Genomic DNA, 23,655 nt, shown 5'->3' with positions numbered 1-23,655 from the left:
TCGCCTCACCGCCCCGTCGGGAACCGACGAAGCGCAGCTAGCTGGCCTGCCTCGCGCGCGGCTACGTGGTGAATCGAAGAAACTTGCGCACTTCCTTGATCCAGCTTGCCAATCACGCCTCGACCTCGGTCGGGCAGTCATTGCCATGGATGACGAACGGGCGCTGTCATGCGATTGATTGTATTCTACATCTCCGCGGCTGACGGCAGATGAACCTGGGCTGTCGCGCGCGTTAAGCGAGCCGACAGCGAGCACATGACACATGGTCGCATCGGAGAATGTAGATAAGCGAACCAAGGGAACCTATTTTCGGCGCCGATGTACCTGATTGAAGCGTTGCCAACCGTCATCGGAACTGCCGCCATCGCCCCGGCGCTGCTGATGCTATGGCTTGTCATCGCCGCTGAAGAGCGCCCTGGCCCGCCGGCCCAGGTCTGGACCGCATTCCTGCTCGGCGCCGCCAGCATCTCGCTGCTGGGCCTTGCTCGTGCCCCCTTCGCCAAGATGGTCGCCGCGCCCGACAATCCCTGGGCGGCGCTCGCCATGCATTCGGTCTTCGGCGTCGCGTTGCCCGAGGAAGCCGTCAAGGTGATCGCCATCGTGGTGGTCTCCTCGACCAAACGGCGGACTTTTGCAAATCCCATGGACACCGTGGTGTACGGCGCCGCGGTCGGCCTCGGCTTCGCCGCTTACGAGAACCTCGCTTATCTGGTTCAGCACGCCGAGATGTGGCGTTCGCTGGCCGCGTTGCGCAGCGTGCTGACGGTGCCGTTCCACGGCGCGCTCGGCATCATCGCGGGCGCTTACCTGACCATCGCGCGCGCCGGTACAGCGCTGGGCGCAAACCGCCACCATCGCGACTGGGCCCGCCTCTCCAGCCGCCTCTTGATCTTCGCGGGCCCCCTCGCGCTGCATTCCGCCTTCGATTTTCCCCTGCTCACCCTCCAGCGCATGCCGGACCTCGACCCGACATTGCGGATGTGGCTGGGGGCGGCGAGCCTCTTGATCGGCTTCAGCTCGATCGCCTTCGCGATCCGCCTGGTCCGGCGCGTCGCCCGCCACCACGCTCCCCGGACCGATGTTGCACGGGAGCGGCTGAGTCAGCTTCGCCGAATGTGGGCGCTGCTGCTGGCCGGCGGCGGCGTTGGCTTTCTCGGGCTCGCCTTCGTGCTGACCTCGATCCATCACTGGCTCATCAACCCCGAGCGCAATCTGACGCTGGCCCTGATCCCGATCGGTTTCGTTTCGATCCTGCTCGGCCTTGCGCTTCTGATTGTCACAACGGCGATCTACATTCTCGGCCGCAACCGCATCCGGACCAGCGCGGAAGGTTTTTCCTCGGCACCCGGCGGAGGTTGATCCACCGCATGGCGCGCGCGCCAGGGGCCGACTAGATTGGGCCCACTCCCCTCGTTCCGGAGCTAGACGATGACATCACCCGACGATCTTTCACGGCTGCAATCCGTCATGAGCCAGACGGTCAAGGCACATTGGAAGGCCTTCCTGTTCGAAGGCATCCTGCTCGCCGTCCTCGGCGTCGCCGCCCTGATCCTGCCGCCGCTCGCGAGCCTTGCGATCGCGATCTTCCTCGGCTGGATGTTCCTGATCAGCGGCATCGGCGGACTGATCGTGACCTATTGGGCGCGCGCGACGCCGGGCTTCTGGTGGTCGCTGCTCTCGGCTGCGCTCGCCGTGCTCACCGGCGCGCTGCTGCTGGCCCGCCCGATCCAGGCCGTGCTGACGCTGACCATCGTGCTCGGCGCCTACTTCCTCGCCGAGGGCGTCGCCACCATCATGTACGCGCTGGGGCACCGCCGCGAGCCGGGCAGCCGCTGGTCGTGGCTCCTGATCTCGGGTCTCCTCGACATCGCGATCTCGTTCATGGTGATCACGGGACTGCCGAGCTCGGCGGAATGGGCCATCGGCGTGCTCGTCGGCATCAACCTGCTGTTCGGTGGAGCCAGCCTGATCGGCATGGCGCTGGCGGCGCGCAACAGCAACACCTGAGACGCCTTGGCGCCGGTCACCCCGATTGGGGGGTGACAAGGCGCCTATGGCGCGCTATATGGCCTGCCATGATCACCGTCGCCACCAGCTATTTTTGGTACTTTAGCTACGACAGCTCGCTGGCGGCAGGAGGATCGCGCTCAATCTGAATATTGAAGCAAACGTCCGAACAAGCCGCCAGACCTGGCGGCTTTTTTATTGGCCGGCAGGTTCGAAACAAACAGGAGCCCGCCGTGCTGAGCACGACCGACGATCTTCGCATCCGTGAACTGAAAGAGCTGAGCACCCCGGAAGAGGTGATGCGGGAGGTCCCGCGCACGCTCACCGCCACCCGTGTGGTGATGGCAGCGCGCAACGCCATCCACGCCATTCTCGCCGGCCAGGACGACCGCCTGCTGGTGGTGGTCGGCCCCTGCTCGGTGCATGACCCCAAGGCCGCGCTCGAATATGCCGAGCGCCTCGCGAGCTTGCGCGAAGATCTCGCCGACCAGCTCGAGATCGTCATGCGGGTCTATTTCGAGAAGCCGCGCACCACGGTCGGCTGGAAGGGCCTGATCAACGATCCCGATCTCGACGGCAGCTTCGACATCAATAAGGGCCTGCGGCTGGCGCGCAACGTGCTGTCGGCGGTGAACAATCTCGGCCTGCCCGCCGGCACAGAGTTTCTGGACATGACGACGCCGCAATACATCGCCGACCTCGTGTCCTGGGCCGCAATCGGTGCACGCACGACCGAGAGCCAGATCCACCGCGAGCTGGCTTCGGGCCTGTCCTGTCCGGTCGGCTTCAAGAACGGCACGGACGGCAATGTGCGGATCGCAGCGGACGCCGTGAAGTCGGCCTCGCATCCGCATCATTTCATGGCCGTGACAAAACTCGGCCGCTCGGCGATCGCCTCGACTGCCGGCAACGAGGACTGCCACATCATCCTGCGCGGCGGAGCTAAGCCGAACTATGACGCGGCGAGCGTCGCGGCGGCCTGCAACGAGCTTGCGAAATCCGGCGTCGCGCCGCTGGTGATGGTGGATGCGAGCCACGCCAATTCGAGCAAGAAGCCGGAGAATCAGCCGCTCGTCACCGCCGACATCGCCGGCCAGATCTCCGGCGGCGAGAACCGCATCATGGGCGTGATGATCGAGAGCAATCTCGTTGCCGGCCGCCAGGACGTGGCGCCGGGCAAGCCGCTCACTTACGGCCAGAGCATCACCGATGGCTGCATCGACTGGGCATCTACTGCGACCGTACTCGAGCAACTCGCCGACGCGGTCGAGGTTCGCCGCAACACAAGGCGCGCCGGCCTGCACGAGCGGTCGGCGTAAGCCGACGCGGGATGGGCTCTTCCTCACCTCTCCCCGACGGGGAGAGGTGAGGACCTCAGCAGCCGCGGCAGATGCTCTTGATCTTCTTGTCGAGCGCCTGGTTTTCCTTGCTGAGCGGATCGTTCGGATCGGTCAGATTCTTCTCGCTCGGCACGTCCGAGACGCGCGGCTGGCGATGGCCGACAGGTGCCTGCGGCACCGACCCGGAGTTCGCGCCGCTTGACGTCGATCCCTTGGTGCCGGTCTGCGCCATCGCCGAACCACCAATCAAGACCACGAGCGATGCTGCCAGCATGATCTTCTTCATATCCGATCCTCCATTCAAACCGGCGCTTCTCACCGCTCAGGTCTCAGGCGGATAGAGATGGACGTCGCCGCAATAGTCCACGATACGATAGCGCGTTTCGGCTCCCGCTTCACCCGCATCGGCTGCGGTATTTTGCTCCGCCAACACATAGTTGGGCCCCACGGGCGATTTGCCCGCGCCGCCGGGAATGTCGATGACATAGTCCGGCTGACACAGTCCCGACACCCGCCCGCGCAACTGCCGCATCAAGTCCTGCCCCTCCGCCAGCGTCGTCCGAAGATGCGCGGTGCCCGGCGCGAGATCGCCGTGATGCAGGTAATAGGGCTTGATCCGGCATTCGACGAAAGCTCGCATCAAATCCGACAGAGCAGCGATGTTGTCATTGACGCCGCGCAACAGCACCGACTGGCTCACCAGCGGAATTCCGGAATCGACGAGCCGCGCGCAGGCGTCGCGCGCCGGCCCCGTCAGCTCGCGCGCATGGTTGGCATGCACGGCCACCCAGGTGGTCGCGCCCTCGACCTTGAGCGCCGCGACCATCTCGTCGCTGATGCGGGTGGGATCGGCCACGGGCACGCGGGTGTGAAGGCGGATGATCTTGACGTGATCGATGCCCGCCAGATCGGTCATGATCTCGCTGATCCGCCGCGGCGACAGCATCAGCGGGTCGCCGCCGGTCAGGATCACTTCCCAGATCTCGTGATGCGACTGGATGTAATCGATCGCCGCCCGGTATGCGCTATCCGACAGCGCGCTCTCCTTGCCGGGCCCCACCATCTCGCGGCGGAAGCAGAAGCGGCAATAGACCGCGCAGACGTGAACGAGCTTGAACAAGACGCGATCGGGATAGCGGTGCACAATCCCGGCAACCGGAGAATGCGGGTGATCCCCGATCGGGTCGGCGTTCTCGCCCGGCTGCATCTCCAGTTCGTTTGCACTCGGAACGAATTGCCGCGCGATGGGATCGTCGGGATCGGACGTGTCGATCAGTTCGACCAGCGCCGGCGTGATCGCGACCGCATAGCGCGCGGCCACGCGCTCAAGCGCGGGCAGCGCCGAGGCCGGAGCAAGATGCTCCGCCACGAGTTCGGCCGGCTCACGCAAGGTACGTGCAAGATTGGTCTTCGTCATCTCTCACCCGCAGGCGGTGTCCACACCACCTGATCAATTCGCGAAGCCCCGCTCGCCAGCATCACCAGCCGGTCGAAGCCGAGCGCGACGCCGCTCGCCTCCGGCATGGCGGCGACAGCGGCCAGAAAGTCTTCATCCAGCGGATAGGCTTCGCCGTAGCGGCGCTGCTTCTCCGTCATCGAATCCGTGAAGCGTTTGCGCTGCTCCTCGGCATCGGTCAGTTCCCCAAAGCCGTTGGCGAGTTCGACCCCGCACGCATAGACCTCGAAGCGTTCGGCAACCCTGGGATCCCCAGCCGTCACCCGCGCCAGCGCCGCTTCTGGAGATGGGTATTCGAACAGGATGGTCAAACGGCCCTGCCCCAGCTGCGGCTCGACATGCTCGACCAGGACCTTGCTGAAGATATCCGACCAGGTGTCGTCCTCGGCCACACGGACCTTGTCGCGGGCGGCCGCGGCAAGCGCGGCACGGTTACCCTCGTTGCCCGAGATTGTCGACATCAGGTCGATGCCGGCGAACCGCTCGAAGGCGCCCGCGACCGTCAGCAGCTCGGGCTCGGCGAACGGATCGGCGGTGCGGCCGCGGAACGAGAACGTCCCGATCCCGGTCGCCTGCGCGGCCCGGGCGATGACCACCACGGTGTCGGCCATGATGGCGTCATAGGGGGCGCCGGCCCGATACCATTCCAGCATGGTGAATTCGGGCAGATGCAGGTCGCCGCGCTCACGGTCGCGGAACACCCGGGCGAACTCAAATATCCGCGTTTCGCCCGCCGCCAGCAGCTTCTTGCAGGCGAATTCGGGCGAGGTCCGCAAATATCGGCTGGCCCGGCCGCCGTCCGGCCGCATCAGCTCGGTCCGGGGGGCGTGCAAATGGGTCTCGTTGCCCGGGGAGACCTGAAGGACGGAGGTTTCGACCTCGACGAAGCCCTGCTCGGCGAAAAAGCCCCTGAGAGACCCGGTAATGGCCCCTCTGGCCTGGAGGAACGGCCGGCGGTCGAGGTGACGGTCGGGCGACCAGAACGGTGAGATGGGCTTGTCCCCAGCCATTAACCGACCGCCCCAGCGCCGAGCAAAACGCTGGCATCTAACGGCAAAATCAGTATGTTGCGGCCCGAAACGGGCGCCGAGGTCCGATTTGAGACCCCAAGTCCCCCATCGAATTGATCACGTCCTGGCCGGTGCCGGGCCAAGCAAGCAGGAAATACAGCTTTGAGAGTCATCGCCAGTTCTATTCGCAAAGGCAACGTGATCGAGCAAGACGGCAAGCTCTACGTCGTCGTCAGCGCCGAAAACATCCATCCCGGCAAGGGCACCCCGGTCAGCCAGATCGAAATGCGCCGAATCTCGGACGGGGTAAAGATCTCCGAACGCTACAAGACCACGGACCAGGTCGAAAAGGCCACCATCGAAGAGCGCAACTACACCTTCCTGTATGAAGATGGCGACGGCTACCACTTCATGAACCCGGAAACCTACGATCAGGTCCAGGTCTCCAAGGACGTCGTCGGCGACGCGGCCGCGTATCTTCAGCCGGACATGACGGTCAAACTGTCGACCCACGACGTCAACGTGGTCTCGCTCGCGCTGCCGCAGCGCGTGACGCTGGAAGTGGTCGAAACCGAGCCGGTGACCAAGGGCCAGACCGCCTCCTCCTCCTACAAGCCCGCGGTGCTCTCCAACGGCGTCCGCACCACCGTGCCGCCGCACATTGCGGTCGGCACCCGCATCGTGGTGATGACCGAGGACGGCTCCTACTCCGAGCGCGCCAAGGACTGACGGGGAACAGGGCGGTCGTTACAGGTGGCGGCGCCGGGGGGCGAGACAGTGGTTGGGAAAGGTTTCCGCTTCGTCTCGCAAATTCTGGCGTCGCTTTCGCTCCTCATCGCCTCTCCGCTCGCTGCGGATGAATTCCGCAGCCCCTCGCTCACGGCCCTGCGCGTCGACTGGCGCGCAGCGCTCGACCAGTTCCGGACCGAGATCAACAGCCGCCCCCGGGTCGCGGACGATTTCATCTTCGCGCCTCGCCGTTCGGTGCCGCGCTACGATCCGCGCGCGACTCCCGCACTGGTGCAACTCAACGCGGTCTCCTCGCGATTCTTCACCGGCATCACGCGCAGTCCGGTACCGGTGCTGCTGCCGTTCGACGCCGCCGCATATCTCGAGGCGCAGCGCGTCGGCGCACCGGCGACGCTCGCGCTCTCGCGCTACCAGGCGGACTTCAATCCCGTCGACATGTTCGACGCCGGCCCCGCCGGCTACAGCGCGACCTTCTCGTTCGAGCCAGGTGCCGGCGACGGCATGCCCGCCCGGGTGTACACACGGCCGGTCGAAGTGCAGATCACGGGATCGGCGCTGGTCTACGACATCGCCGATCCCTCCGGCGGCAAGGGCGAGCCGGTCAAACCGCTCGCGACGACCTACCCGGACCTGCGCAGGTTCATTCGCGAAGGCTACGCGCGCTACGCCTTCACCCGCTTCGGCGTCGCTTATGTGGTGTCGGTGCAGTGCCTCGACAGCGTGGCGAAGCCACGGCGACTTGCCTGCAAGGAAGCCTATCCTGTCGCAGAACGTTTCCTGAAGGCGCTCCGGGTTGCCGGCGGACAACGCATGCGGCCGCTGATGGACGTCGCGTCCAATGTCCTCGATCGTCCCGCGGCACGTTCGCCGGACTTCAGCTACCGGCCGAGCGGGGACATCATCCCGAACACCGGCTACCGCAAGCAGGGCGGCCACCCCGACGTGATGGCCTATGCCCAGATTCGCTTTCCCCTGGAAAAGGCCCCCGCCTTCGTGCGCTCACAGTCCTACGGCAAGCGCGACAAGAGCGAAGGCCCGACCGCCTATCCCTGGCGTGACAATTTCTGCGAGTCGCGCAGTTTCGAGGTGTGGCAATGTGGCGGAGGCTACGGCCACCAGGGCGAAGACATCCGCGCTGCCGACTGCCCTCCGCCTGGCGAAGGCCGCGAGCCCTGCGACCCCAAGCAGCGCGGCGTCGTCGCCGTGCGTGACGCGATGGTCATCCGCGGCGCCAAGGACCAGGCCGCGACGCTCCAGGTCAACAGCCGCACCGAGCATATCCGTTTCCGCTACATGCACATGAATCCGCAGGCGCTGAATGCCGATGGCGTGGTCAATGGCCGCATCGTGACCGAGGGCGAGAAGATCGGCGTGATCTCGAACTATCTCGACCATCCCGCCGGGACGTCGATGCACCTGCATTTCGACGTGCAAGTGTTCACGCGTGACGGCTGGATCTGGGTCAGCCCCTACGTCACCTTGGTCTCCTCCTATGAGCGCCTGATCCACGCCCGCGGACGCGAGGTCGGCCCGGAGATCGCAGTCACCGCGCAGCCGGTCGCCCATGCGCTGCCGGAGGACGTGATCAAGCCGGACCTGCGCGAGGGATCGAGCGGCGAGGAGAACTGACGGCGTGCTCGTTCGTTGCCGGAGCGTGCAGGAGCATCTTGTCGCGCACTCTTCCAGCTCGGGCAAAGAAGGACAGGTTGATGAGCGTCGGACTGATCGGTCTTCTCGATGACATCGCGGCGATTGCAAAGGTGGCGGCCGCCTCCCTCGACGATGTCGCGGGCCAGGCCGCCAAAGCTGGCGCGAAGGCCGCAGGCGTCGTCATCGACGACGCGGCCGTCACGCCGAATTACGTCATCGGCTTTGCCTCGAAGCGCGAACTGCCGATCGTCGGCAAGATCGCGGTCGGATCGCTGCGCAACAAGTTGCTGATCCTGCTGCCGATCGCCCTGCTGCTCGGCTATTTCCTTCCCGCCGCGGTCACGCCGCTGCTCATGCTGGGTGGCGCGTTCCTCTGCTACGAGGGGGCCGAGAAGGTGCTCGAGGCCGTGATGCCCCATCATGCGCACGACAACGAAGCTCAACTCGATCCGGCTGCGGGGGGTGAAAGGTCGGTCGAGGATGAGAAGGTCGCAAGCGCGATCAAGACGGACTTCATCCTGTCGGCGGAGATCATGGCAATCACGCTGGCAGCGATCCCGGCGGGCAGCATCTGGACACAGGCATTGGTGCTGGCGGTGGTCGGTTTCGGCATCACGGTCGGGGTCTACGGCGTGGTGGCGCTGATCGTGAAGGCCGATGATGCCGGGCTGGCGCTGGCGCGCCATGACGGAGCATCATTCATTGGCGCCGGCATTCGCATGGTTGGGCGCGCGCTCGTCCGCGGCATGCCCGCCTTCCTGGCGGTGCTGAGCACCATCGGAACCGCCGCCATGATCTGGGTCGGCGGCGGCATCATCCTGCATGGCATCGAAAAATATGGCCCGCCCGTGATCGGCCGCACGGTCCATGCCGTAACCGAGGCTGCCGCACATGCGCTTCCATCCGTCGCAGGCATCGTCGAATGGTCTGTCGAAGCAGCCATCTCGGGCGTGCTTGGATTGCTGATCGGTGCGCTCGCGATTCCGGTCGTCGAATATGGTCTCGCACCGGCCTGGAAACGGTTGAGGCGATCGCGGCAGGCCTGAACGCTACCGATTATTCAAGCAACGTCGTCAGCTGCGCGCCCTCATCCGCCACGAACACCGCGATCAACTCTGCCGGCTCGGTCAGGCTGGCATTGGCGGAGACCAGATGCGTCGAGCCCGGCGGCTCGAAGAAGGACTGGCCGACGCCAAACGTCTCGACGGGACCGCCGCCGAGCTGGGACCGGATCTCGCCCTTGGTGATGGTGGCGGTGACGGAGCCTGCGTGCCGATGCGGACGCGAAAATCCGCCCGGGCCGTAGAACACGCGCACGATCGTGACGCGCTTGCCCGGCACGTTTGGCAATGCGTAGGAGCCGATCGGTTCGACCTTGTCGAGCGGCGAGCTCTCGGCGGCCGTGGCGCACAGCGGGGCCAGTGCGCCCGAGACGGTATCCATTGTCACCGGCAGGACCTTGCCGATCGCAAGCGCGCAGGCGAGCCCGCCCAGGGCCGCGATCGCCATCGAACGCGACGGCATCGGGCGCTGCGTAGCGGCCAATCTCATTGCTGTCATGTTGCTCTCTCCACGTTGCAATCAGGATGCCGCGGCCGGCCGCTCGGCGGGCGTCCAGCGATAGGCCGCTCCAAACCGGTTCCAGACATTGATCGAGGCGACCGCCGAGGTCAGATAGGTCAGCTCGGTTTCGGAGAACTCGCGCGTCGCCTCGGAATAGACCTCCTCGCTGACGCCCCCAGGCAGGAGCGTCAAGGCCTCAGCCCAGGCCAGCGCTGCGCGCTCGCGTGCGGAAAAGATCGGCGCCTCGCGCCAGACCGCGACCAGATGGAGCTTGTCGGCGGGAACGCCGATCCGTTCGGACAGCAGGACGTGGTGCTGCACGCAGAAGGCGCAGCCGTTGATCTGCGAGGCGCGCAGCTTGACGAGCTCGACGAGTTGCTTGTCGAGGCCGGCCTTGGTTGCAAGCTGACCGAGCGCCAGAACCACGTCATAGACGTCGGGCGCGACCCTCTTGAAATCCTCGTATTCGCTGCGGGCGTGTGACATTGCTGTTCATCTCGTGTTATTATAAGCGTACTTACACCTTATAAGAGCTCTTATATGTCACGCAAGCCCGCCGCCATCACAAGATCGAAAAACGCCCGCAAGGCGGCTGACGACGCCGTGCGCATTCCCGCGCCCGGTGAAGGCAAGCGTGGCGAGCAAGGCTATCTCGGCTATCTCTTGCGACAGGCCCATGCTGCGGCCCGCCTGACCATGGAACGCACGCTCGCCGATCTCGGCGTGACATCGCCGCAATTCGCGGTTTTGACCATGCTCAACGCCTATCCGGGCCTGTCCGGCGCCGACGTCGCCCGCCTCACCTTCCTGACGCCTCAGACCGTCGGCGTCATCATCCGCAATCTCGAACGCGACGGCGCGATTGTGATGACGCCGCATCCCATCCACGGCCGCATCCAGCAATGGACGCTGACGTCGCGCGGCGCAACGCTGCTGAAGGCCTGCCGGGAGCGGGTAATCGCGCTGGAGAAGCGCTTGGCGAAAGGCTTGGATGAGAAGGCGGAAATCTCGATCCGCCGTTGGCTGGCCGGCATTGCTGCCGACCTACACGAGAATTAGCACGAAGGTCTCTCAACCTGGCGACTGTGCCGTCGCAGAGATAGCGGCCTACCCGCCCCTCAATGCGTTGTGAACTTCATCATCAGGCCACGCCTCGCCCGCCGGGATCACCCGCACGCGGCTGCGGTCCGTGTCATTCACCAGCACATGCGAACTCACCCGGTCGCCGCTCGGCTCCAGGTGCAACTCGGTTTCGGGCTTCCAGCTCAGCGTCGTCGCGAGATCGCCGGGAAAAATCTGCCATTGCGAGCCGTCGTCGAGCTCGACGACATGGCTTTCCGCATGGGCGCGTATCTTCATTCCACCCCCGTGAAGAGACTGGGCCCCGGCGCACCGGCCGGGGCCCAGATCCGTCAGTCGTTGTCGTGATGAATCACGGTCTTGCTGCGATTGCCGAATTCATCTTCCTTCTTGATCACGGTGGTGCGGCTTGAGGGCTCGCGCTCCCGAATGACCGTGGTGCGGTCGCGATCACGGTCTCGCTCGCGGTATTCATGGGACTGACCAACCGTCACGCCTGCGCCGACCGGGCCGACATGAACGCCGACTTCATCCGCGAACGCAGGCGACGCAACCGCGGTAACCAGCGCGGCGGCAAACAGATATTTCCTCATGATGTCCTCCTCATTTCTCGTGCGGAAGGAATGCGGGACTGCGACACTTTGTTCCGCGGAACGAGCTGTTCCGGTGCCCTCGGAACTAGCTCCCAGGCCTTCAGTTTCCCGCTAGAATGGCGCCATGAAACACGCTGATTCCTCGCCCCATCCAACTCGCCGCAGCCTGCTGCAATCGACGTTCGGCGCGACCGCTTTGCTCGCGCTCCCGACTCATGTCCTCGCCGCGCCTGCGGGCTTTGACGAATGGCGCGAGGCATTTCGGGCGCGTGCAATGGCCAAGGGCATCTCGGCCGCGACCTGGCAGCGCGCGATGGCGCGGGTCGAGCCTGACATGAGCGTGTTCAAGCAGATGCGCAGCCAGCCGGAATTCCATGAGCAGGTCTGGCAATACATCAACCGCCGCGTCTCCGACTGGCGCATCATCAACGGCAAGATCGCGCTGAAGAACAACGAGGCGCTGCTGGCGCGCATCGAACGCGATTTCGGCGTCGAGCGCGGCACGCTGTTGGCTTTGTGGGGCGTCGAGTCCGCCTATGGCGATCCCCTCGTGCAGCAGAACCACATGACGCCGGTGTTTCCCTCGCTCGCCGCGCTCGCCTGGAACGAGCCGCGCCGCAAGGCCTATTGGGAGACGGAGCTGATCAACGCGCTACGCATCGTCGACAAGGGCTGGAGCACGCCGGAGCAGATGCAGGGCTCCTGGGCCGGCGCGATGGGGCATTCGCAATGGATGCCGGAGGTCTGGCTCAATGTCGGCATCGACTATGACGGCGACGGCAAGGTCTCGCCATTCGGCAAGCCCGACGACGCGCTGGGCTCGACCGCAAAATATCTCGTCAATCGCGGCAAATGGCATCGCGGCGAGCATTGGGGCTACGAGGTGCGCGCGGCCGGCAATATGAGCGGCAGCCGCACCTATGCGGCCTGGGCATCAGCCGGCGTCACCCGCGCCGACGGCCAGCCGTTCCCGCAGCCCAACGCGTCCGCGCAGATGTGGACGCCGGTCGCGGGCGGGCCGACCTTCCTGCTGGGGCCGAATTTCTACTCGGTGAAGAGCTACAATCCATCGATGAACTATGCGCTGGCAATTTGCCATCTCGGCGACCGCTGCCTCGGTGCGCCGCCGTTCATTCAGCCCTTCCCCGGCTCCGAGCGCGCATTGACACTGGCCGAGGTGCAGGAGATGCAGACGCGCCTGACCAAAGCCGGCTTCGACACCGGCGGCACCGACGGCCGCGTCGGCAACGACACCATGAAGGCGATCAAGGATTTCCAGCAGCGCGCGGGCATTACGCCGGCGGATGGCTATGGCGGACTGAAGGTGCTGGCCAAGCTGCGGCAGGGCGGCTGATAGCTCGCGCTTGTAGCCCGGATGGAGCGCAGCGCAATCCGGGACGCTTGCCTCCGCATGTAACAGCCCCGGATTACGCTGCGCTCCATCCGGGCTACGCGGCCATCGTTAATGCCGGTACTGCGGCTCTTCCGCATCGAGCTGCCGCCGGACCGCGGCGAGATGCAGCCGCGCGGATTCGGAATCGCCCTCACGCATCTGCCTGTAGGTTTCCGCCGCGATCGCGGGATCGACCGGCAGCACTTTCCGTCCCGTCGACATCGCCAGCACCTGCACCTCGGCGGCGCGTTCGAGGTAATAGAGATCGTCCCAGGCTTCCGCGATGGTCGGCGCCAACACCATCACGCCGTGATGCTTCATGAAGACGATGTCGGCGTCACCCACGGCCGAGGCGATACGTGCACCCTCGCGGTTGTCGAGCGCGAGGCCGTTATAGTCGCGATCCACCGCCGTGCGGCCATAGAATTTCAGCGCGGTCTGGCCCGCCCAGATCAGGGGATCGCCCTCGGTCATCGACAGCGCCGTGGCATAGGGCATGTGGGTATGGAAGGCGACTTTCGCGCGCGGCAGGAGCCGGTGCATCTCGGCGTGGATGTAGAAGGCCGTCGCCTCCGGCACGCCCTCGCCGTCGAGCACGTTGCCGTGGAAGTCGCAGATCAGCAGCTTCGAGGCGGTCAGCTCGCGAAAGGCGTAGCCGTAGGGGTTGACCAGGAACAGATCGTCATGCCCCGGCACCACGGCCGAGAAATGATTGCAAATGCCTTCTTCGAAGCCATTGCGCGCGGCCATGCGGAAGCAGGCGGCGAGATCCTCGCGCGCGGTGCGGATCGCATCGGTGGCAAGGTCCGGCCGGTTCGAGCGGAATGGCGCTGATGCGGGTGAGGAAGCATGAAGGCTGTGCGCCATGGCGAGGGACACCTCTGTCGGTCGAAAGCTGTCCGCCTTGTACAGGGGCTGCGCCTGCGCGTCAGCCCCTGCGCGTGCCGCCCTGCCCTGCGCCGCTCAGGCCCGTCGCGGCACGCCCCCGGCATTCATGCCGCCGTCGATCACGAGCTCGCTGCCGGTCACGTAGCGCGAGGCATCCGACGCCAGATACAGCACGCCGCAGGCGATCTCCGCGGCCTGGCCGGCGCGACCCAATGGCGTCACGACCTTGGCCCGCTCCTCCGGATCGATCGGCGCGTTCTGGCCGGCGCCGGTTGCCCCTGTCGGGATCTTGCCCCAGATCGGGGTGTCGATGATCCCTGGATGAACCGAGTTGACGCGAATGCCGTCGCCGGCCGCGGCGCATTCCATCGCGATCGACTTGGCGAACAGCCGCACGCCGCCCTTGGTCGCCGAATAGGCTGACAACCCGGGCGACCCGCGCAGGCCCGCCAGCGACGACATCATGACGATCGAGCCGCCACCGGTCTTGCGCATTAGGGGCAGGCAATGCTTCACCGAGAGAAACACGCCGTCGAGGTTGATCGCGTTCTGCTTGCGCCAGTCGGCAAGCGTCATATCGACGATCGAAGGCACGGCAATGCCGATGCCGGCATTGGAGACCATGATATCGAGCCGGCCGTAGCGCCTGGCGGTCTCGTTGACGATCTCAATCCAGCGCTCCTCGCTGGTGACGTCGTGCTCCAGGAAGATCGCTTTGCCGCCGGCTTTCGTCACGCGCTTGGCGAGCTCGGGCCCCCGTAGCTCGTCGATGTCGGTGATGACGACGGTGGCGCCCTCGCGCGCCAACAGCTCGACAATGGCCTCGCCGATACCGGAGGCCCCGCCCGTCACCAGCGCGACCTTGCCCTCAACCTGCCCTGCCATGTTCACTCCCATTCTTGTTGTTTGAGCGACCCATTCTTGACGGATGATCTCGCCGGATCTTGCGTTATCTGATCACGGACGGCCCCTGGTCCGGTAGCGCGACGTCGACGACGCGGAATTGCACGCGTTCGGCGCCCTGGTAGCGATCGACCGAGAGCGAGCCGGCCACATGCAGCTGCTGGCCGCGATTGGCCAGGAGTGCATTGCCGAGCTTCTGCCCGACCGAGCGGAACGCGATGCCGTTGACTATGGCGCCGTCACCCGACTTGAAGCGCAGACGCAAATGCGCCTGGCCGACCTCGTCGGCAAAAACGAGCTGATGTGCCGGCAGCGCCAGCACGGGCTCCGGGTTGCCGCTGCCGAAGGGACCGGCGCGGTTGAGCGTCGTCGCAAGCTCCGTCGTCACGGCGCGCGCGGAGACCGCGCCGTCGATATAGAGCTCGTTGACGTGGCGCGCCTCGGCGACGTCCTGCGCCAGCGCGTTCTCGAGATAGGCGCGGAATTCGGCGAGCTTCTCCTTCCGCAGCGTCACGCCGGCGGCCATCGCGTGCCCGCCGCCCTTGAGCAAGATGCCGTCGGTGACCGCCTGCCGCACCGCCTTGCCGATATCGACGCCGGCGATCGAGCGGCCCGAGCCGGTGCCGATGCCGCCGGGCTCCAGCGCAATGGCGAAAGCCGGCCGCGAAAACTTTTCCTTCAGCCGGGAGGCAACGAGGCCGACGACGCCGGGGTGCCAGCCTTCGGACGCCGTGACGATGACGCCGAGCTTGTCCTCCAGCCCGATCGAGGCCAGCGCCTCGGCTTCGGCCTGGGCTTCGGCGGCCTGCTCGATGACGCGGCGCTCGCCATTGAGGCGGTCGAGCTCGGCGGCGATCCGCGCGGCCTCGACGCTGTCGCCTTCGAGCAGCAGCCGCACGCCGAGATCGGCGCGGCCGATGCGGCCGCCGGCATTGATGCGCGGCCCCAGCATGAAGCCGAGATGCCAGGCCTCGGGCGGCCCGTTGAGCCGCGCCACGTCCATCAGCGCGGTATGGCCGACATGGTCGCGCCGGCGCATCGCGATCAGCCCTTTGGCGACGAAAGCGCGGTTGAGACCGATCAGGGGCGCCACGTCGGCAACCGTCCCGAGCGCAACGTGGTGCAGCATGCCGAGCAGATCCGGCTCGGGCATCTCCGCGCTCCAGAAACCGCGCTGGCGCAGCTCGCGATTGACCGCCACCAGCGTCACCAGCACGAGGCCGACGGCGGCGAGATGGCCGAGCCCGGAGAGATCGTCGAGCCGGTTCGGATTGACCAGCGCGTCGACCTCCGGCAGTTCCGTGCCGGCCTGGTGATGGTCGATCACGACCACGGACATGCCGAGCCGTTTCGCTTCAGCCAGCGGCTCGATGCTGGTGGTACCGCAATCGACGGTGACGAGCAGCGTGGCACCCTTGGCCGCGAGCCCGCGAACCGCTTCGACGTTCGGGCCATAGCCCTCGAAGATGCGATCGGGAATGTGGATCAGCGGATCGAGCCCGCAATGGCGCAGGTGCCAGGCCAGCAGCGCCGCAGAGGTCGCGCCGTCGACATCGTAGTCGCCGAAGATCGCGACCGTCTCGCCCTTCACGGCGGCATCCGCGATCCGCTTGGCGGCGGCCTCCATTTCCGTCACCGTGAACGGGTCCGGCAGCAGCTTGCGGATGGTCGGATCGAGGAAGTCCTCGACCCCGTCGATATCGACACCGCGGCCCGCTAGCACGCGCGCCAGCAGCTCCGGCAGCTGGTGCCGTTGCACGATGGCAAGCGCCTTGGCCGCCCCGCGCGCATCCAGCCGGTCGCGCCAGAGCTTGTCGGTAAGCGAGCGCGCGACCCCCAGGAACGCCTGCGGCGCTTCGACGGGTAAGGCGGTGGCAGGCGGCGTCATGAGTCGCAGCTGGTTTGAGGAACCCGCAGCCGACGATCTCGCGTCGGTCCGGCTTGCGGGACGATTGACCCGGAATCGCCAGGGATTTGCAATCTCCGCGCCGCACAAAGCGGTGGATTGCCGATTTGCTGCGCCGAGTGACTATCATTTGGGCAGTCCGCAAAACAGCAAATTAAGCAGGCGTTAGGCGGAATCTTCGAAAAAGAGTTGTATTCGATCTGTAATTTGTCGTTCCGGGTTCGTTGCAGATCAGACCTCATTGCCAAGGGAAATCCCCGATGTCTGCTGCGCTGGGTCTGAAAGCCAAGCCAATCGCCACCGAACCCGCTGACGATGATTCCGACATCTCCGTGCTGATCAACCGCCTGACCGCGGAGGTCAACCAGATCGCGGTCGACAAGACCAAGTCGATCCAGCAGATCACCAACCAGATGAAGATGCTGGCGCTGAACGCGCTGATCGAGAGCTCGCGCGCCGGCGCGCAAGGCGCGGGCTTTGCCGTGGTGGCGCAGGAGGTGCGCGGCGTCGGTCAGCAGGTCGAGACCATCGCCCGCGAGCTCGAGACACAGCTGACGAAACGGACGGGCGACCTCGTCTCCTCGATCGAGCGCATGAGCCAGCGTTCCCGCGGCGAGCGCATGATGGATCTGTCGCTGAACGCGATCGAGCTGATCGACCGCAACCTTTATGAACGCACCTGCGACGTGCGCTGGTGGGCGACCGATTCCGCCGTGGTCGATTGCGCCGCCTCACCCAGCACAGCTTCCGTCTCGCACGCCTCGCAGCGCCTCGGCGTGATCCTCGGGGCCTACACCGTCTATCTCGACCTCTGGCTCTGCGACCTCGACGGCAACGTCATCGCCAACGGCCGGGCCGACCGCTTCCGCGCCGTCGGCCAGAACGTTGCCCACACCAAATGGTTTCGCGAGGCGAAGGGCCTGCGCTCCGGTGACGACTATGTCGCCGGCGACGTCGAGAACCAGCCGCTGCTCGGCAACGCGCAGGTCGCGACCTATTGCGCCAGCGTCCGCGCCGGCGGCCAGGCGAACGGCGCCCCGATCGGCGTGCTCGCCATCCATTTCGACTGGGAACCGCAGGCCCGCGCCATCGTGCAGGGCGTCCGCGTCGGCGACAACGACAAGGCCCGCGTGCTGCTGGTCGATTCGAATCTGCGCGTCATCGCGGCGTCCGACGGCCAGGGCATCCTCAGCGAGCGCATCTCGATCTCCCTGAACGGCCAGCGCTCCGGCGTCTACCACGACCGCAACGGCTCGCTGGTCGCCTTCCATGCGACGCCGGGCTACGAGACCTATCGGGGGCTCGGCTGGTACGGCGTGATCATCTGCGGGGCCTGAGGCGCCGCTCGATTCAAAAACGCGAAAACAACCCCATGCACAGTAGCTAAAGCGTTGTTTTCACGCCAATTTTGATTCGCCGTTTGAAACGTCCGAAAAGACAGTGGCCTCCTGTCCTCATCGCGTCGTTGGCAACCGAAAGTGCTAGGCTCTAGCTAGGTCGTCTGCAGCTGCTCGGAGTGTCGCAACTCCGAGCGTCTGCGACGGACGCTCCCCAAACATCGCATGGTAGTATTGCGAGAACCGTCCGAGCTCATAGAAGCCCTGCTGCATGGCGACGGCCGCCACGGTCGTCGAGCCAGGAAGGCTCTTGTGCAAGATCGAATGAACGGCGCATAGCCGCTTATGTCGCAGGAAACCGACCGGGCCGAGACCGAACACCTCTTGAAAGGCGCGATGCAAGGTGCGACGCGACACGCTCAGGGCCGCGCAAATCTCCGACACATGCACAGGTCGCGTGCCGGCCTCCTCGACATACTCCTCAACACGCCGGATCAGCCTTCTTGCCGAGGGCAGCCAGCCACCATCGTCGGGTGGCAGTGACGACAGGATGTTGGCCGCCATGCATTCGACGATCGATCGTTTCCAGAAATCAGCGGTTGACGGCGTCAGTCCACATTTATTGTCGCGCAGGTGCGACATGAGCCGGACCAGGCGGCGCGAGGCGATCGCGCCGGTCTCCGGGTCCGCGCGGAAATGACCGCGGCTGCGCCAAGTGTCGGGATCTCTCAGCCGTGCTTCACCCCCGAACAGCGTCGCGACTTCGTTGAGGTCGAAGCGCATGGCGGCGTAAGCGGAGGCGCCGTGAAAAACACCGTCGTGCTCAAGAAGCGGTGGGATCACAAGTACATCGTTGAGCTGCATGTCAAACGACCAATGGGCGACGCGTTCTTCGGCAGCGAGCAGCATCCCGATGATCAGCTTGTCGTCGGTGGCGACGCGCTGCGTGCGCATGCCGACATTGAAGGCGCCGAGGCTGAGCGAGAAATCGCCGATGCCGACATGGGATAACGTCCCGCGCAACCGACCTCGGCCGAGTTGCATCACATCTACATGCGAGCCGTGGACGGCCTGGTGAAGTCCTTCGAAACCGTCCAGCTTGCGCGAATCAACCAGAAGGAATTGCCCCATGGCTGTACCCTGTTACTGAAGCTCGACAATTCTGCGGCAAGCGGCAGCGAAATACCACCACAACGCGAGGTGGGTGCGACAAGCTGACTACGCGTTTTGAGGCAAACACTACCGAAATCAGGTAGGCAAAATTCACTGCATTGCACCGCAAGTCAGTGGTTTTTGGCGATGGGGCAGTTCGGTCTCGCCCACTGCCCCTGCGTATTGGCACAAACTGCACATCACAGCCGGCAAATCTTCCGATACCTTTTCAACTTCAGCGCGATTGATTGAAAGCGCTCTGCGGATTGGCAGAGAGCACACGGCAGGGATTTGCCGCGCGCACCAACACGCGCGTGAAAGGGAAGAGACGCTGACAAATGAAGCGTCGTGCTCTGCTCCGAGCGCCAAAAAGGGGACCGGACATGCGTCCAACATGCCGCGAAACAGGCCGTCGCCAGCTGCTGCCAAAGTCTTCGCCGTAACGTCAGGCGGAATCGCGAGTATCGGAGTTTCAACCATGCTGCGGGCGGATTTGGATCACTGCGAGTGGTTGCCGGATGACTCAAGAACCGGAGAAATGGTCTTCATTCCCGGCGGAACCTTTCGCATGGGCTCCGACCATCATTATCCCGAGGAGGCGCCGAGTCATCGCGTCGCTGTCGACAGCTTTTGGATCGACCGCACGCCCGTCACCAACCGGCAGTTCAAGCAGTTCGTCAACGCGACCGGTCATGTGACCGAGGCACAGGTCGTTCCCGATCCCAAGGACTATCCCGGCGCGCTGAAGGAGATGCTTTACGCAGGATCGCTGGTGTTCTTGCCGCTGCCCCGCATCACCGATCTCGCCGACTGGAGCCAGTGGTGGACTTTCATGCGCGGCGCCAACTGGCGCCATCCCTACGGCCCCGGCAGCAACATCAAGGACCTCGACGATCATCCCGTCGTCCATGTCTCCTTTAGCGATGCGACGGCGTATGCACGCTGGGCCGGCAAGGACTTGCCGACGGAAGCGGAATGGGAGTTTGCGGCGCGCGGCGGCCTCGAGGCAGAGGAATACGCCTGGGGAGACGTGCTGATGCCGGGCGGCAGGCACATGGCCAATATCTGGCAGGGAAGCTTTCCGGTCCAGAATCTCGGCGAGGATGGGTACGAGCGCACCTCGCCGGTCATGGCCTTCCCGCCGAACGGCTACGGCATCCATGACATGATCGGCAATGTCTGGGAGTGGACGGCCGACTGGTGGTCGGCCAAACACGCGGCCGAGGCGGCCAAGCCCTGCTGCATTCCGAAGAACCCTCGTGGCGGACGCGAGAGCACAAGCTACGACCCTGCCCTGCCCGACATCCGGATTCCCCGCAAGGTCCTCAAGGGCGGCTCGCACCTCTGCGCGCCGAACTATTGCCGCCGCTATCGCCCGGCCGCGCGGCACGCCGAGCCGGTCGATACCTCGACCAGCCATGTCGGATTCCGCTGCGTGGTGCGGTCATCCCTTCCAACCAAAGCTCGACAAGAAAGACGTCCAGGAATCCAGGGAGCATGGAATGAGTAGCGAGCTTGAGAACAACAACAACAACAACCGGTCGCGGACAGATAGGTCGATCAATCGCAGAAATCTCCTATTGGGTACGTCATCCATTGTCGCTGCGGCGACGTTCACCTTCGAAGCTATCGCTCAAGCCCAGAAAGCTGCGCCTGCACCTCCCGCAAGCTCGACGCCCTCAGGCCGCAAGCCGAACATCCTTGTCATCTTCGGCGATGACATCGGGCAGACAAACATCAGCGCCTATTCGTTCGGCGTGGTGGGGTACAAGACACCGAACATCGATCGTATCGCCCGGGAAGGCATGATGTTTACGGACTATTATGCCGAGAACAGCTGCACCGCGGGCCGATCGACGTTCATCACCGGTCAGTCCTGCTTGCGCACTGGTCTTTCCAAGGTCGGCGCGCCCGGCGCTCCCGTTGGCCTCCAAAAGGTAGACATCACCATCGCCGAAGCGCTCAAGCCGCTGGGTTATGCGACGGGACAGTTCGGCAAGAACCACCTCGGCGATCTCGACGAGTATCTGCCGACCAGTCATGGTTTCGATGAGTTCTTCGGCAATCTGTATCATCTCAACGCCGAGGAAGAGCCGGAGCAACCTTATTGGCCGAAGGACGATCAGGCCTTTCTCAAGGCCTATCACCCACGCGGCGTCATCCGTAGCGTTGCCGGCGGCAAGATTGAGGACACCGGCCCGCTGAACAGGAAGCGGATGGAGACGATCGACGACGAGACCACGGCCGCTGCGATCGATTTCATGAGACGGCAGGTGCAGGCCAACAAGCCCTTCTTCACCTGGATGAACGCGACGCGTATGCATGCCTTCACACATGTGCGCGAGGCGATGCGTGGACAAAGCGGCATGGTGGGCAACGAATACGCCGATGGCATGCTGGAACATGACGGAGATGTCGGCAAGCTCCTGACAGCGCTCGACGAGCTAGGCATCGCCGACAACACCATCGTCGTCTACACCACCGACAATGGTCCCAATCAATGGTCGTGGCCGGATGCCGCCACGACGCCGTTTCGCAGCGAAAAAGACACCAATTGGGAAGGCGCCTTCCGTGTACCCGCGATGGTGCGTTGGCCGGGGAAAATCAAGGCAGGTGAAGTTTCAAACCAGATCTTCTCCGGTCTCGATTGGTTCCCGACGCTCCTGGCCGCCGCCGGCGATACCGATGTCAAGGAACGGCTGCTCAAGGGCTGGCAGCCAGCCACCAATCCGACCACTTTCAGGAACCATCTCGACGGCTACAACCAATTGGACTATCTGACCGGAAAATCGCCTAAGAGCGCACGCTCCGAGTTTTACTACTTCAACGACGACGGCGATCTGGTGGCCATGCGCTACGACGATTGGAAAATCGTCTTCGCCGAGCAGCGCAGGCCAGGCGGTCTGCAGGTTTGGGCCAATCCCTTCACGACCCTGCGTGTGCCGAAAATATTCAATCTCCGGATGGATCCGTATGAGCGCGCGGACATCGTCTCGGACCAATATTACGATTTCCTCGCCAAGAACGACTACATGATGGTGAAGGGACAGCTGAAGGCTGCCGCCTTTCTGCAGACGTTCGCCGAGTATCCGCCGAGCCAACGCCCAGCCAGCTTCAACGTCGAGGGCGTTCGCAAGGAGGTCAACAAGGCGATCGACAAGGCCTTCAGGGATCGCGGTATCGAGAAATAGCTCCAATGCCGCCGCCAGCCGGCACTGGGCCGGCTGACGTTTCGCCTTGGTGAGTTGCCGGCACCGTCATCTGAAAAGCCGAGTTCGGGGTGCGAAAGGAAATGTATCGGCTCTTCCACCGTTTTGCGCTGATCTTGCTCCTGGCCGGATCGCTTTGCGGAGCAATGAGCCGGACCACCCATGGCCAGTCCGATCCGCTGCCATCCTGGAAAGATGGTGCGGCGAAGACGGCGATCACGGGCTTCGTCGCGGCAGTGATCAAAGACAGAGGGCCGGAGTTCGTCCCGCCCGCCGAACGCATCGCCGTGTTCGACAACGACGGCACGCTGTGGTGCGAGCAGCCGGTCTATTTCCAGGCGGCGTTTGCCCTCGACCAGGTCAAGGCGATGGCGCCGCAGCATCCCGAATGGAGACAGCAACAGCCGTTCAAGGCGTTCCTTGCTGGCGACAGGGCGGGCTTGGCGACACAGGGCGAGAAGGGTTTGCTGACGCTAATCGCCGCCGCTCATAGCGGCATGGCGACGGACGTCTACGCGCAATCCGTCGCTGACTGGCTCGCCCACGCCCGGCACCCACGCTTCAATCGCCCCTACAACGAACTCATCTATCAGCCGATGGTGGAGTTGCTCGCTTACCTGCGTACCAATGGCTTCAAGACGTTCATCGTGTCCGGCGGTGGCGTCGAGTTCATGCGGGTGTGGGCCGATAGAGCTTACGGCATCCCCCCCGAGCAGGTCGTGGGTTCGTCCGGCGTCACGCAATTCAAGATCGGAGACGATGGCAAGCCCGTCCTGATGAAGCTGCCGAAAGTCGAATTCATCGACGATGGCCCCGGCAAGCCGTCGGGCATCAATCGCTTCATCGGTCGCCGCCCTATTCTCGCCTTCGGCAATTCGGATGGCGACCACCAGATGCTGCAATGGACCGCCGCCGGCCGCGGCCCGCGCTTTCTCGGCATCGTCCATCACACCGATGCTGCCCGCGAATACGCCTACGACCGCCAGTCGAAAATTGGGAGGCTCGACAAGGCCTGGGACGAGGCGGTTCGGCGCGGCTGGACCGTGGTGGACATGGCGAAGGACTGGAAGACGGTATTCGCGTTCGAACGTGGCAGCACGGGGGATTCGCGATGACAAGGACGTCGCAGCGTTCGACGCCATCAACGAAACAAGACAATGGGAGGAATGAGGATGTCTGAACGCATGAGCGCATTTCGGCTGCCAAGTTGCCTGCTTGCGCTGGCAACCGCGGTTTCTCTTCCGGTCGGTACGGTGTCCGCGGTGCCGCTTCAACCGACGGCAATCCAGCAAAGCGCGATTGGATCGTCCGATCTCATCGAGATCCGGGCCGCCGGTCGCCGTAGCGGTGCGGTCGTGGGTCCGCGCGGCGGTGCCGTGGTCCATCGCGGCGGCGCCGTGGTCGGCCCGCGTGGCGCC

The 23,655-nt window shown here is 64.6% G+C and carries 23 protein-coding genes and 1 pseudogene; 13 read left to right on the top strand and 11 right to left on the bottom strand.

The window, feature by feature from the left end; translation table 11 throughout:
- Positions 1 to 318 precede the first annotated feature (318 nt).
- From SE92_RS02795 to SE92_RS02785, 3 genes are all read left to right on the top strand, one after another.
- The gene (locus tag SE92_RS02795) at positions 319 to 1,359 is read left to right on the top strand and encodes a PrsW family glutamic-type intramembrane protease (protein WP_063194366.1); all 1,041 of its coding nucleotides are present in this window, start codon (positions 319 to 321) and stop codon (positions 1,357 to 1,359) included.
- A gap of 69 nt (positions 1,360 to 1,428) precedes the next feature.
- Positions 1,429 to 2,007: an HdeD family acid-resistance protein gene (locus SE92_RS02790; RefSeq protein WP_063194365.1), complete on the top strand. Its 579-nt coding sequence runs from the start codon at positions 1,429 to 1,431 to the stop codon at positions 2,005 to 2,007.
- A gap of 233 nt (positions 2,008 to 2,240) precedes the next feature.
- Positions 2,241 to 3,326 carry a 3-deoxy-7-phosphoheptulonate synthase gene (locus SE92_RS02785; RefSeq protein WP_063194364.1) on the top strand — a complete coding sequence of 362 codons (1,086 nt, stop codon included), beginning with the start codon at positions 2,241 to 2,243 and terminating at the stop codon, positions 3,324 to 3,326.
- 55 nt (positions 3,327 to 3,381) lie between these two features.
- On the opposite strand, the gene SE92_RS02780 is transcribed toward SE92_RS02785, so the two are convergent.
- Genes SE92_RS02780 through epmA form a run of 3 tightly spaced genes read right to left on the bottom strand, consistent with a single transcriptional unit; the run spans position 3,382 to position 5,813 of the window.
- The gene (locus SE92_RS02780) at positions 3,382 to 3,633 is read right to left on the bottom strand and encodes a hypothetical protein (protein ID WP_063194363.1); all 252 of its coding nucleotides are present in this window, start codon (positions 3,631 to 3,633) and stop codon (positions 3,382 to 3,384) included.
- A gap of 36 nt (positions 3,634 to 3,669) precedes the next feature.
- Positions 3,670 to 4,764 (bottom strand): lysine-2,3-aminomutase-like protein, encoded by a 1,095-nt coding sequence (locus tag SE92_RS02775; protein ID WP_063194362.1) that lies wholly within the window; start codon positions 4,762 to 4,764, stop codon positions 3,670 to 3,672.
- Positions 4,761 to 5,813 carry an EF-P lysine aminoacylase EpmA gene (gene epmA, locus SE92_RS02770; protein ID WP_063194361.1) on the bottom strand — a complete coding sequence of 351 codons (1,053 nt, stop codon included), beginning with the start codon at positions 5,811 to 5,813 and terminating at the stop codon, positions 4,761 to 4,763. The genes SE92_RS02775 and epmA overlap by 4 nt, the downstream gene beginning before the upstream one ends.
- 162 nt (positions 5,814 to 5,975) lie before the next feature.
- Here epmA and efp point away from each other — a divergent pair, with 162 nt between their 5' ends.
- The 3 genes from efp to SE92_RS02755 all read left to right on the top strand — a co-directional run bounded on the left by efp (position 5,976) and on the right by SE92_RS02755 (position 9,259).
- Positions 5,976 to 6,542, top strand: a complete 567-nt coding sequence (efp, locus tag SE92_RS02765; protein WP_063194360.1) for an elongation factor P — start codon at positions 5,976 to 5,978, stop codon at positions 6,540 to 6,542.
- Positions 6,543 to 6,590: 48 nt separating this feature from the next.
- Positions 6,591 to 8,192: a M23 family peptidase gene (locus SE92_RS02760; protein WP_198172531.1), complete on the top strand. Its 1,602-nt coding sequence runs from the start codon at positions 6,591 to 6,593 to the stop codon at positions 8,190 to 8,192.
- A gap of 80 nt (positions 8,193 to 8,272) precedes the next feature.
- Entirely contained in the window at positions 8,273 to 9,259 is a 987-nt protein-coding gene (locus SE92_RS02755) for a DUF808 domain-containing protein (protein WP_063194358.1), read from the top strand.
- A 10-nt stretch (positions 9,260 to 9,269) separates the two neighbouring features.
- Here SE92_RS02755 and SE92_RS02750 read toward each other — a convergent pair whose 3' ends face one another.
- Together SE92_RS02750 and SE92_RS02745 are read right to left on the bottom strand one after the other, a co-directional pair.
- A complete protein-coding gene (locus SE92_RS02750; RefSeq protein WP_063194357.1) occupies positions 9,270 to 9,773 on the bottom strand; it encodes a cupin domain-containing protein in 504 nt (167 codons plus the stop codon).
- A 21-nt stretch (positions 9,774 to 9,794) separates the two neighbouring features.
- Complete coding sequence (locus tag SE92_RS02745; RefSeq protein ID WP_063194356.1) at positions 9,795 to 10,262, bottom strand: carboxymuconolactone decarboxylase family protein; 468 nt, start codon at positions 10,260 to 10,262, stop codon at positions 9,795 to 9,797.
- A gap of 54 nt (positions 10,263 to 10,316) precedes the next feature.
- Here SE92_RS02745 and SE92_RS02740 point away from each other — a divergent pair, with 54 nt between their 5' ends.
- Positions 10,317 to 10,835: a MarR family winged helix-turn-helix transcriptional regulator gene (locus SE92_RS02740; protein WP_063194355.1), complete on the top strand. Its 519-nt coding sequence runs from the start codon at positions 10,317 to 10,319 to the stop codon at positions 10,833 to 10,835.
- A gap of 48 nt (positions 10,836 to 10,883) precedes the next feature.
- Here SE92_RS02740 and SE92_RS02735 read toward each other — a convergent pair whose 3' ends face one another.
- Both SE92_RS02735 and SE92_RS02730 read right to left on the bottom strand, forming a co-directional pair.
- Positions 10,884 to 11,135, bottom strand: coding sequence for a hypothetical protein (locus SE92_RS02735; RefSeq protein WP_063194354.1), 252 nt, complete (start codon positions 11,133 to 11,135; stop codon positions 10,884 to 10,886).
- 53 nt (positions 11,136 to 11,188) lie between these two features.
- Entirely contained in the window at positions 11,189 to 11,449 is a 261-nt protein-coding gene (locus tag SE92_RS02730) for a hypothetical protein (RefSeq protein WP_063194353.1), read from the bottom strand.
- Positions 11,450 to 11,573: 124 nt separating this feature from the next.
- Here SE92_RS02730 and SE92_RS02725 point away from each other — a divergent pair, with 124 nt between their 5' ends.
- Positions 11,574 to 12,803: a lytic murein transglycosylase gene (locus SE92_RS02725; protein ID WP_063194352.1), complete on the top strand. Its 1,230-nt coding sequence runs from the start codon at positions 11,574 to 11,576 to the stop codon at positions 12,801 to 12,803.
- A 108-nt stretch (positions 12,804 to 12,911) separates the two neighbouring features.
- Here SE92_RS02725 and SE92_RS02720 read toward each other — a convergent pair whose 3' ends face one another.
- From SE92_RS02720 to recJ, 3 genes are all read right to left on the bottom strand, one after another.
- Positions 12,912 to 13,709 (bottom strand): aldolase, encoded by a 798-nt coding sequence (locus SE92_RS02720; protein WP_063194351.1) that lies wholly within the window; start codon positions 13,707 to 13,709, stop codon positions 12,912 to 12,914.
- Positions 13,710 to 13,805: 96 nt separating this feature from the next.
- Positions 13,806 to 14,615 (bottom strand): SDR family NAD(P)-dependent oxidoreductase, encoded by an 810-nt coding sequence (locus tag SE92_RS02715; protein WP_063203312.1) that lies wholly within the window; start codon positions 14,613 to 14,615, stop codon positions 13,806 to 13,808.
- A gap of 64 nt (positions 14,616 to 14,679) precedes the next feature.
- Positions 14,680 to 16,521, bottom strand: coding sequence for a single-stranded-DNA-specific exonuclease RecJ (gene recJ, locus SE92_RS02710; protein WP_063194350.1), 1,842 nt, complete (start codon positions 16,519 to 16,521; stop codon positions 14,680 to 14,682).
- Between the two features lie 278 nt (positions 16,522 to 16,799).
- Between recJ and SE92_RS02705 the strand changes: the two genes are divergently transcribed.
- Positions 16,800 to 17,876: a methyl-accepting chemotaxis protein gene (locus SE92_RS02705; RefSeq protein ID WP_063194349.1), complete on the top strand. Its 1,077-nt coding sequence runs from the start codon at positions 16,800 to 16,802 to the stop codon at positions 17,874 to 17,876.
- Positions 17,877 to 18,020: 144 nt separating this feature from the next.
- Here SE92_RS02705 and SE92_RS02700 read toward each other — a convergent pair whose 3' ends face one another.
- On the bottom strand, positions 18,021 to 19,007 hold the full coding sequence (locus SE92_RS02700) for a helix-turn-helix domain-containing protein (RefSeq protein WP_063194348.1): 987 nt from the start codon (positions 19,005 to 19,007) through the stop codon (positions 18,021 to 18,023).
- Positions 19,008 to 19,506: 499 nt separating this feature from the next.
- Between SE92_RS02700 and SE92_RS02695 the strand changes: the two genes are divergently transcribed.
- From SE92_RS02695 to SE92_RS37000, 4 genes and pseudogenes are all read left to right on the top strand, one after another.
- A complete protein-coding gene (locus SE92_RS02695; RefSeq protein ID WP_063194347.1) occupies positions 19,507 to 20,538 on the top strand; it encodes a formylglycine-generating enzyme family protein in 1,032 nt (343 codons plus the stop codon).
- The gene (locus tag SE92_RS02690; protein WP_063194346.1) at positions 20,531 to 22,219 is read left to right on the top strand and encodes an arylsulfatase; all 1,689 of its coding nucleotides are present in this window, start codon (positions 20,531 to 20,533) and stop codon (positions 22,217 to 22,219) included. Before SE92_RS02695 ends, SE92_RS02690 begins: the two co-directional genes overlap by 8 nt.
- A 164-nt stretch (positions 22,220 to 22,383) precedes the next feature.
- Positions 22,384 to 23,352 carry an HAD family hydrolase gene (locus SE92_RS02685; RefSeq protein ID WP_063203311.1) on the top strand — a complete coding sequence of 323 codons (969 nt, stop codon included), beginning with the start codon at positions 22,384 to 22,386 and terminating at the stop codon, positions 23,350 to 23,352.
- 69 nt (positions 23,353 to 23,421) lie between these two features.
- A pseudogene (locus tag SE92_RS37000) lies at positions 23,422 to 23,655 on the top strand (hypothetical protein); the annotation flags it as partial.

Origin of the sequence: Bradyrhizobium sp. AT1 (assembly GCF_001590795.1) — a bacterium.
In the GTDB taxonomy this organism is placed as follows: domain Bacteria; phylum Pseudomonadota; class Alphaproteobacteria; order Rhizobiales; family Xanthobacteraceae; genus Bradyrhizobium.
The sequence above is the reverse complement of the archived record's forward strand: the minus strand, read 5'-3'. Positions and strand labels throughout refer to the sequence as shown.

Coding starts and splice junctions, on each gene's coding strand:
- SE92_RS02690 (WP_063194346.1), top strand. CDS start 20,531: ATGAGTAGCGAGCTTGAGAACAACAACAACAACAACCGGTCGCGGACA.
- SE92_RS02700 (WP_063194348.1), bottom strand. CDS start 19,007: ATGGGGCAATTCCTTCTGGTTGATTCGCGCAAGCTGGACGGTTTCGAA.
- SE92_RS02745 (WP_063194356.1), bottom strand. CDS start 10,262: ATGTCACACGCCCGCAGCGAATACGAGGATTTCAAGAGGGTCGCGCCC.
- SE92_RS02780 (WP_063194363.1), bottom strand. CDS start 3,633: ATGAAGAAGATCATGCTGGCAGCATCGCTCGTGGTCTTGATTGGTGGT.
- SE92_RS02720 (WP_063194351.1), bottom strand. CDS start 13,709: ATGGCGCACAGCCTTCATGCTTCCTCACCCGCATCAGCGCCATTCCGC.
- recJ (WP_063194350.1), bottom strand. CDS start 16,521: ATGACGCCGCCTGCCACCGCCTTACCCGTCGAAGCGCCGCAGGCGTTC.
- SE92_RS02755 (WP_063194358.1), top strand. CDS start 8,273: ATGAGCGTCGGACTGATCGGTCTTCTCGATGACATCGCGGCGATTGCA.
- SE92_RS02735 (WP_063194354.1), bottom strand. CDS start 11,135: ATGAAGATACGCGCCCATGCGGAAAGCCATGTCGTCGAGCTCGACGAC.
- SE92_RS02695 (WP_063194347.1), top strand. CDS start 19,507: ATGCTGCGGGCGGATTTGGATCACTGCGAGTGGTTGCCGGATGACTCA.
- SE92_RS02740 (WP_063194355.1), top strand. CDS start 10,317: ATGTCACGCAAGCCCGCCGCCATCACAAGATCGAAAAACGCCCGCAAG.
- SE92_RS02730 (WP_063194353.1), bottom strand. CDS start 11,449: ATGAGGAAATATCTGTTTGCCGCCGCGCTGGTTACCGCGGTTGCGTCG.
- SE92_RS02715 (WP_063203312.1), bottom strand. CDS start 14,615: ATGGCAGGGCAGGTTGAGGGCAAGGTCGCGCTGGTGACGGGCGGGGCC.
- SE92_RS02725 (WP_063194352.1), top strand. CDS start 11,574: ATGAAACACGCTGATTCCTCGCCCCATCCAACTCGCCGCAGCCTGCTG.
- SE92_RS02790 (WP_063194365.1), top strand. CDS start 1,429: ATGACATCACCCGACGATCTTTCACGGCTGCAATCCGTCATGAGCCAG.
- SE92_RS02795 (WP_063194366.1), top strand. CDS start 319: ATGTACCTGATTGAAGCGTTGCCAACCGTCATCGGAACTGCCGCCATC.
- SE92_RS02685 (WP_063203311.1), top strand. CDS start 22,384: ATGAGCCGGACCACCCATGGCCAGTCCGATCCGCTGCCATCCTGGAAA.
- SE92_RS02750 (WP_063194357.1), bottom strand. CDS start 9,773: ATGACAGCAATGAGATTGGCCGCTACGCAGCGCCCGATGCCGTCGCGT.
- SE92_RS02775 (WP_063194362.1), bottom strand. CDS start 4,764: ATGACGAAGACCAATCTTGCACGTACCTTGCGTGAGCCGGCCGAACTC.
- SE92_RS02705 (WP_063194349.1), top strand. CDS start 16,800: ATGTCTGCTGCGCTGGGTCTGAAAGCCAAGCCAATCGCCACCGAACCC.
- epmA (WP_063194361.1), bottom strand. CDS start 5,813: ATGGCTGGGGACAAGCCCATCTCACCGTTCTGGTCGCCCGACCGTCAC.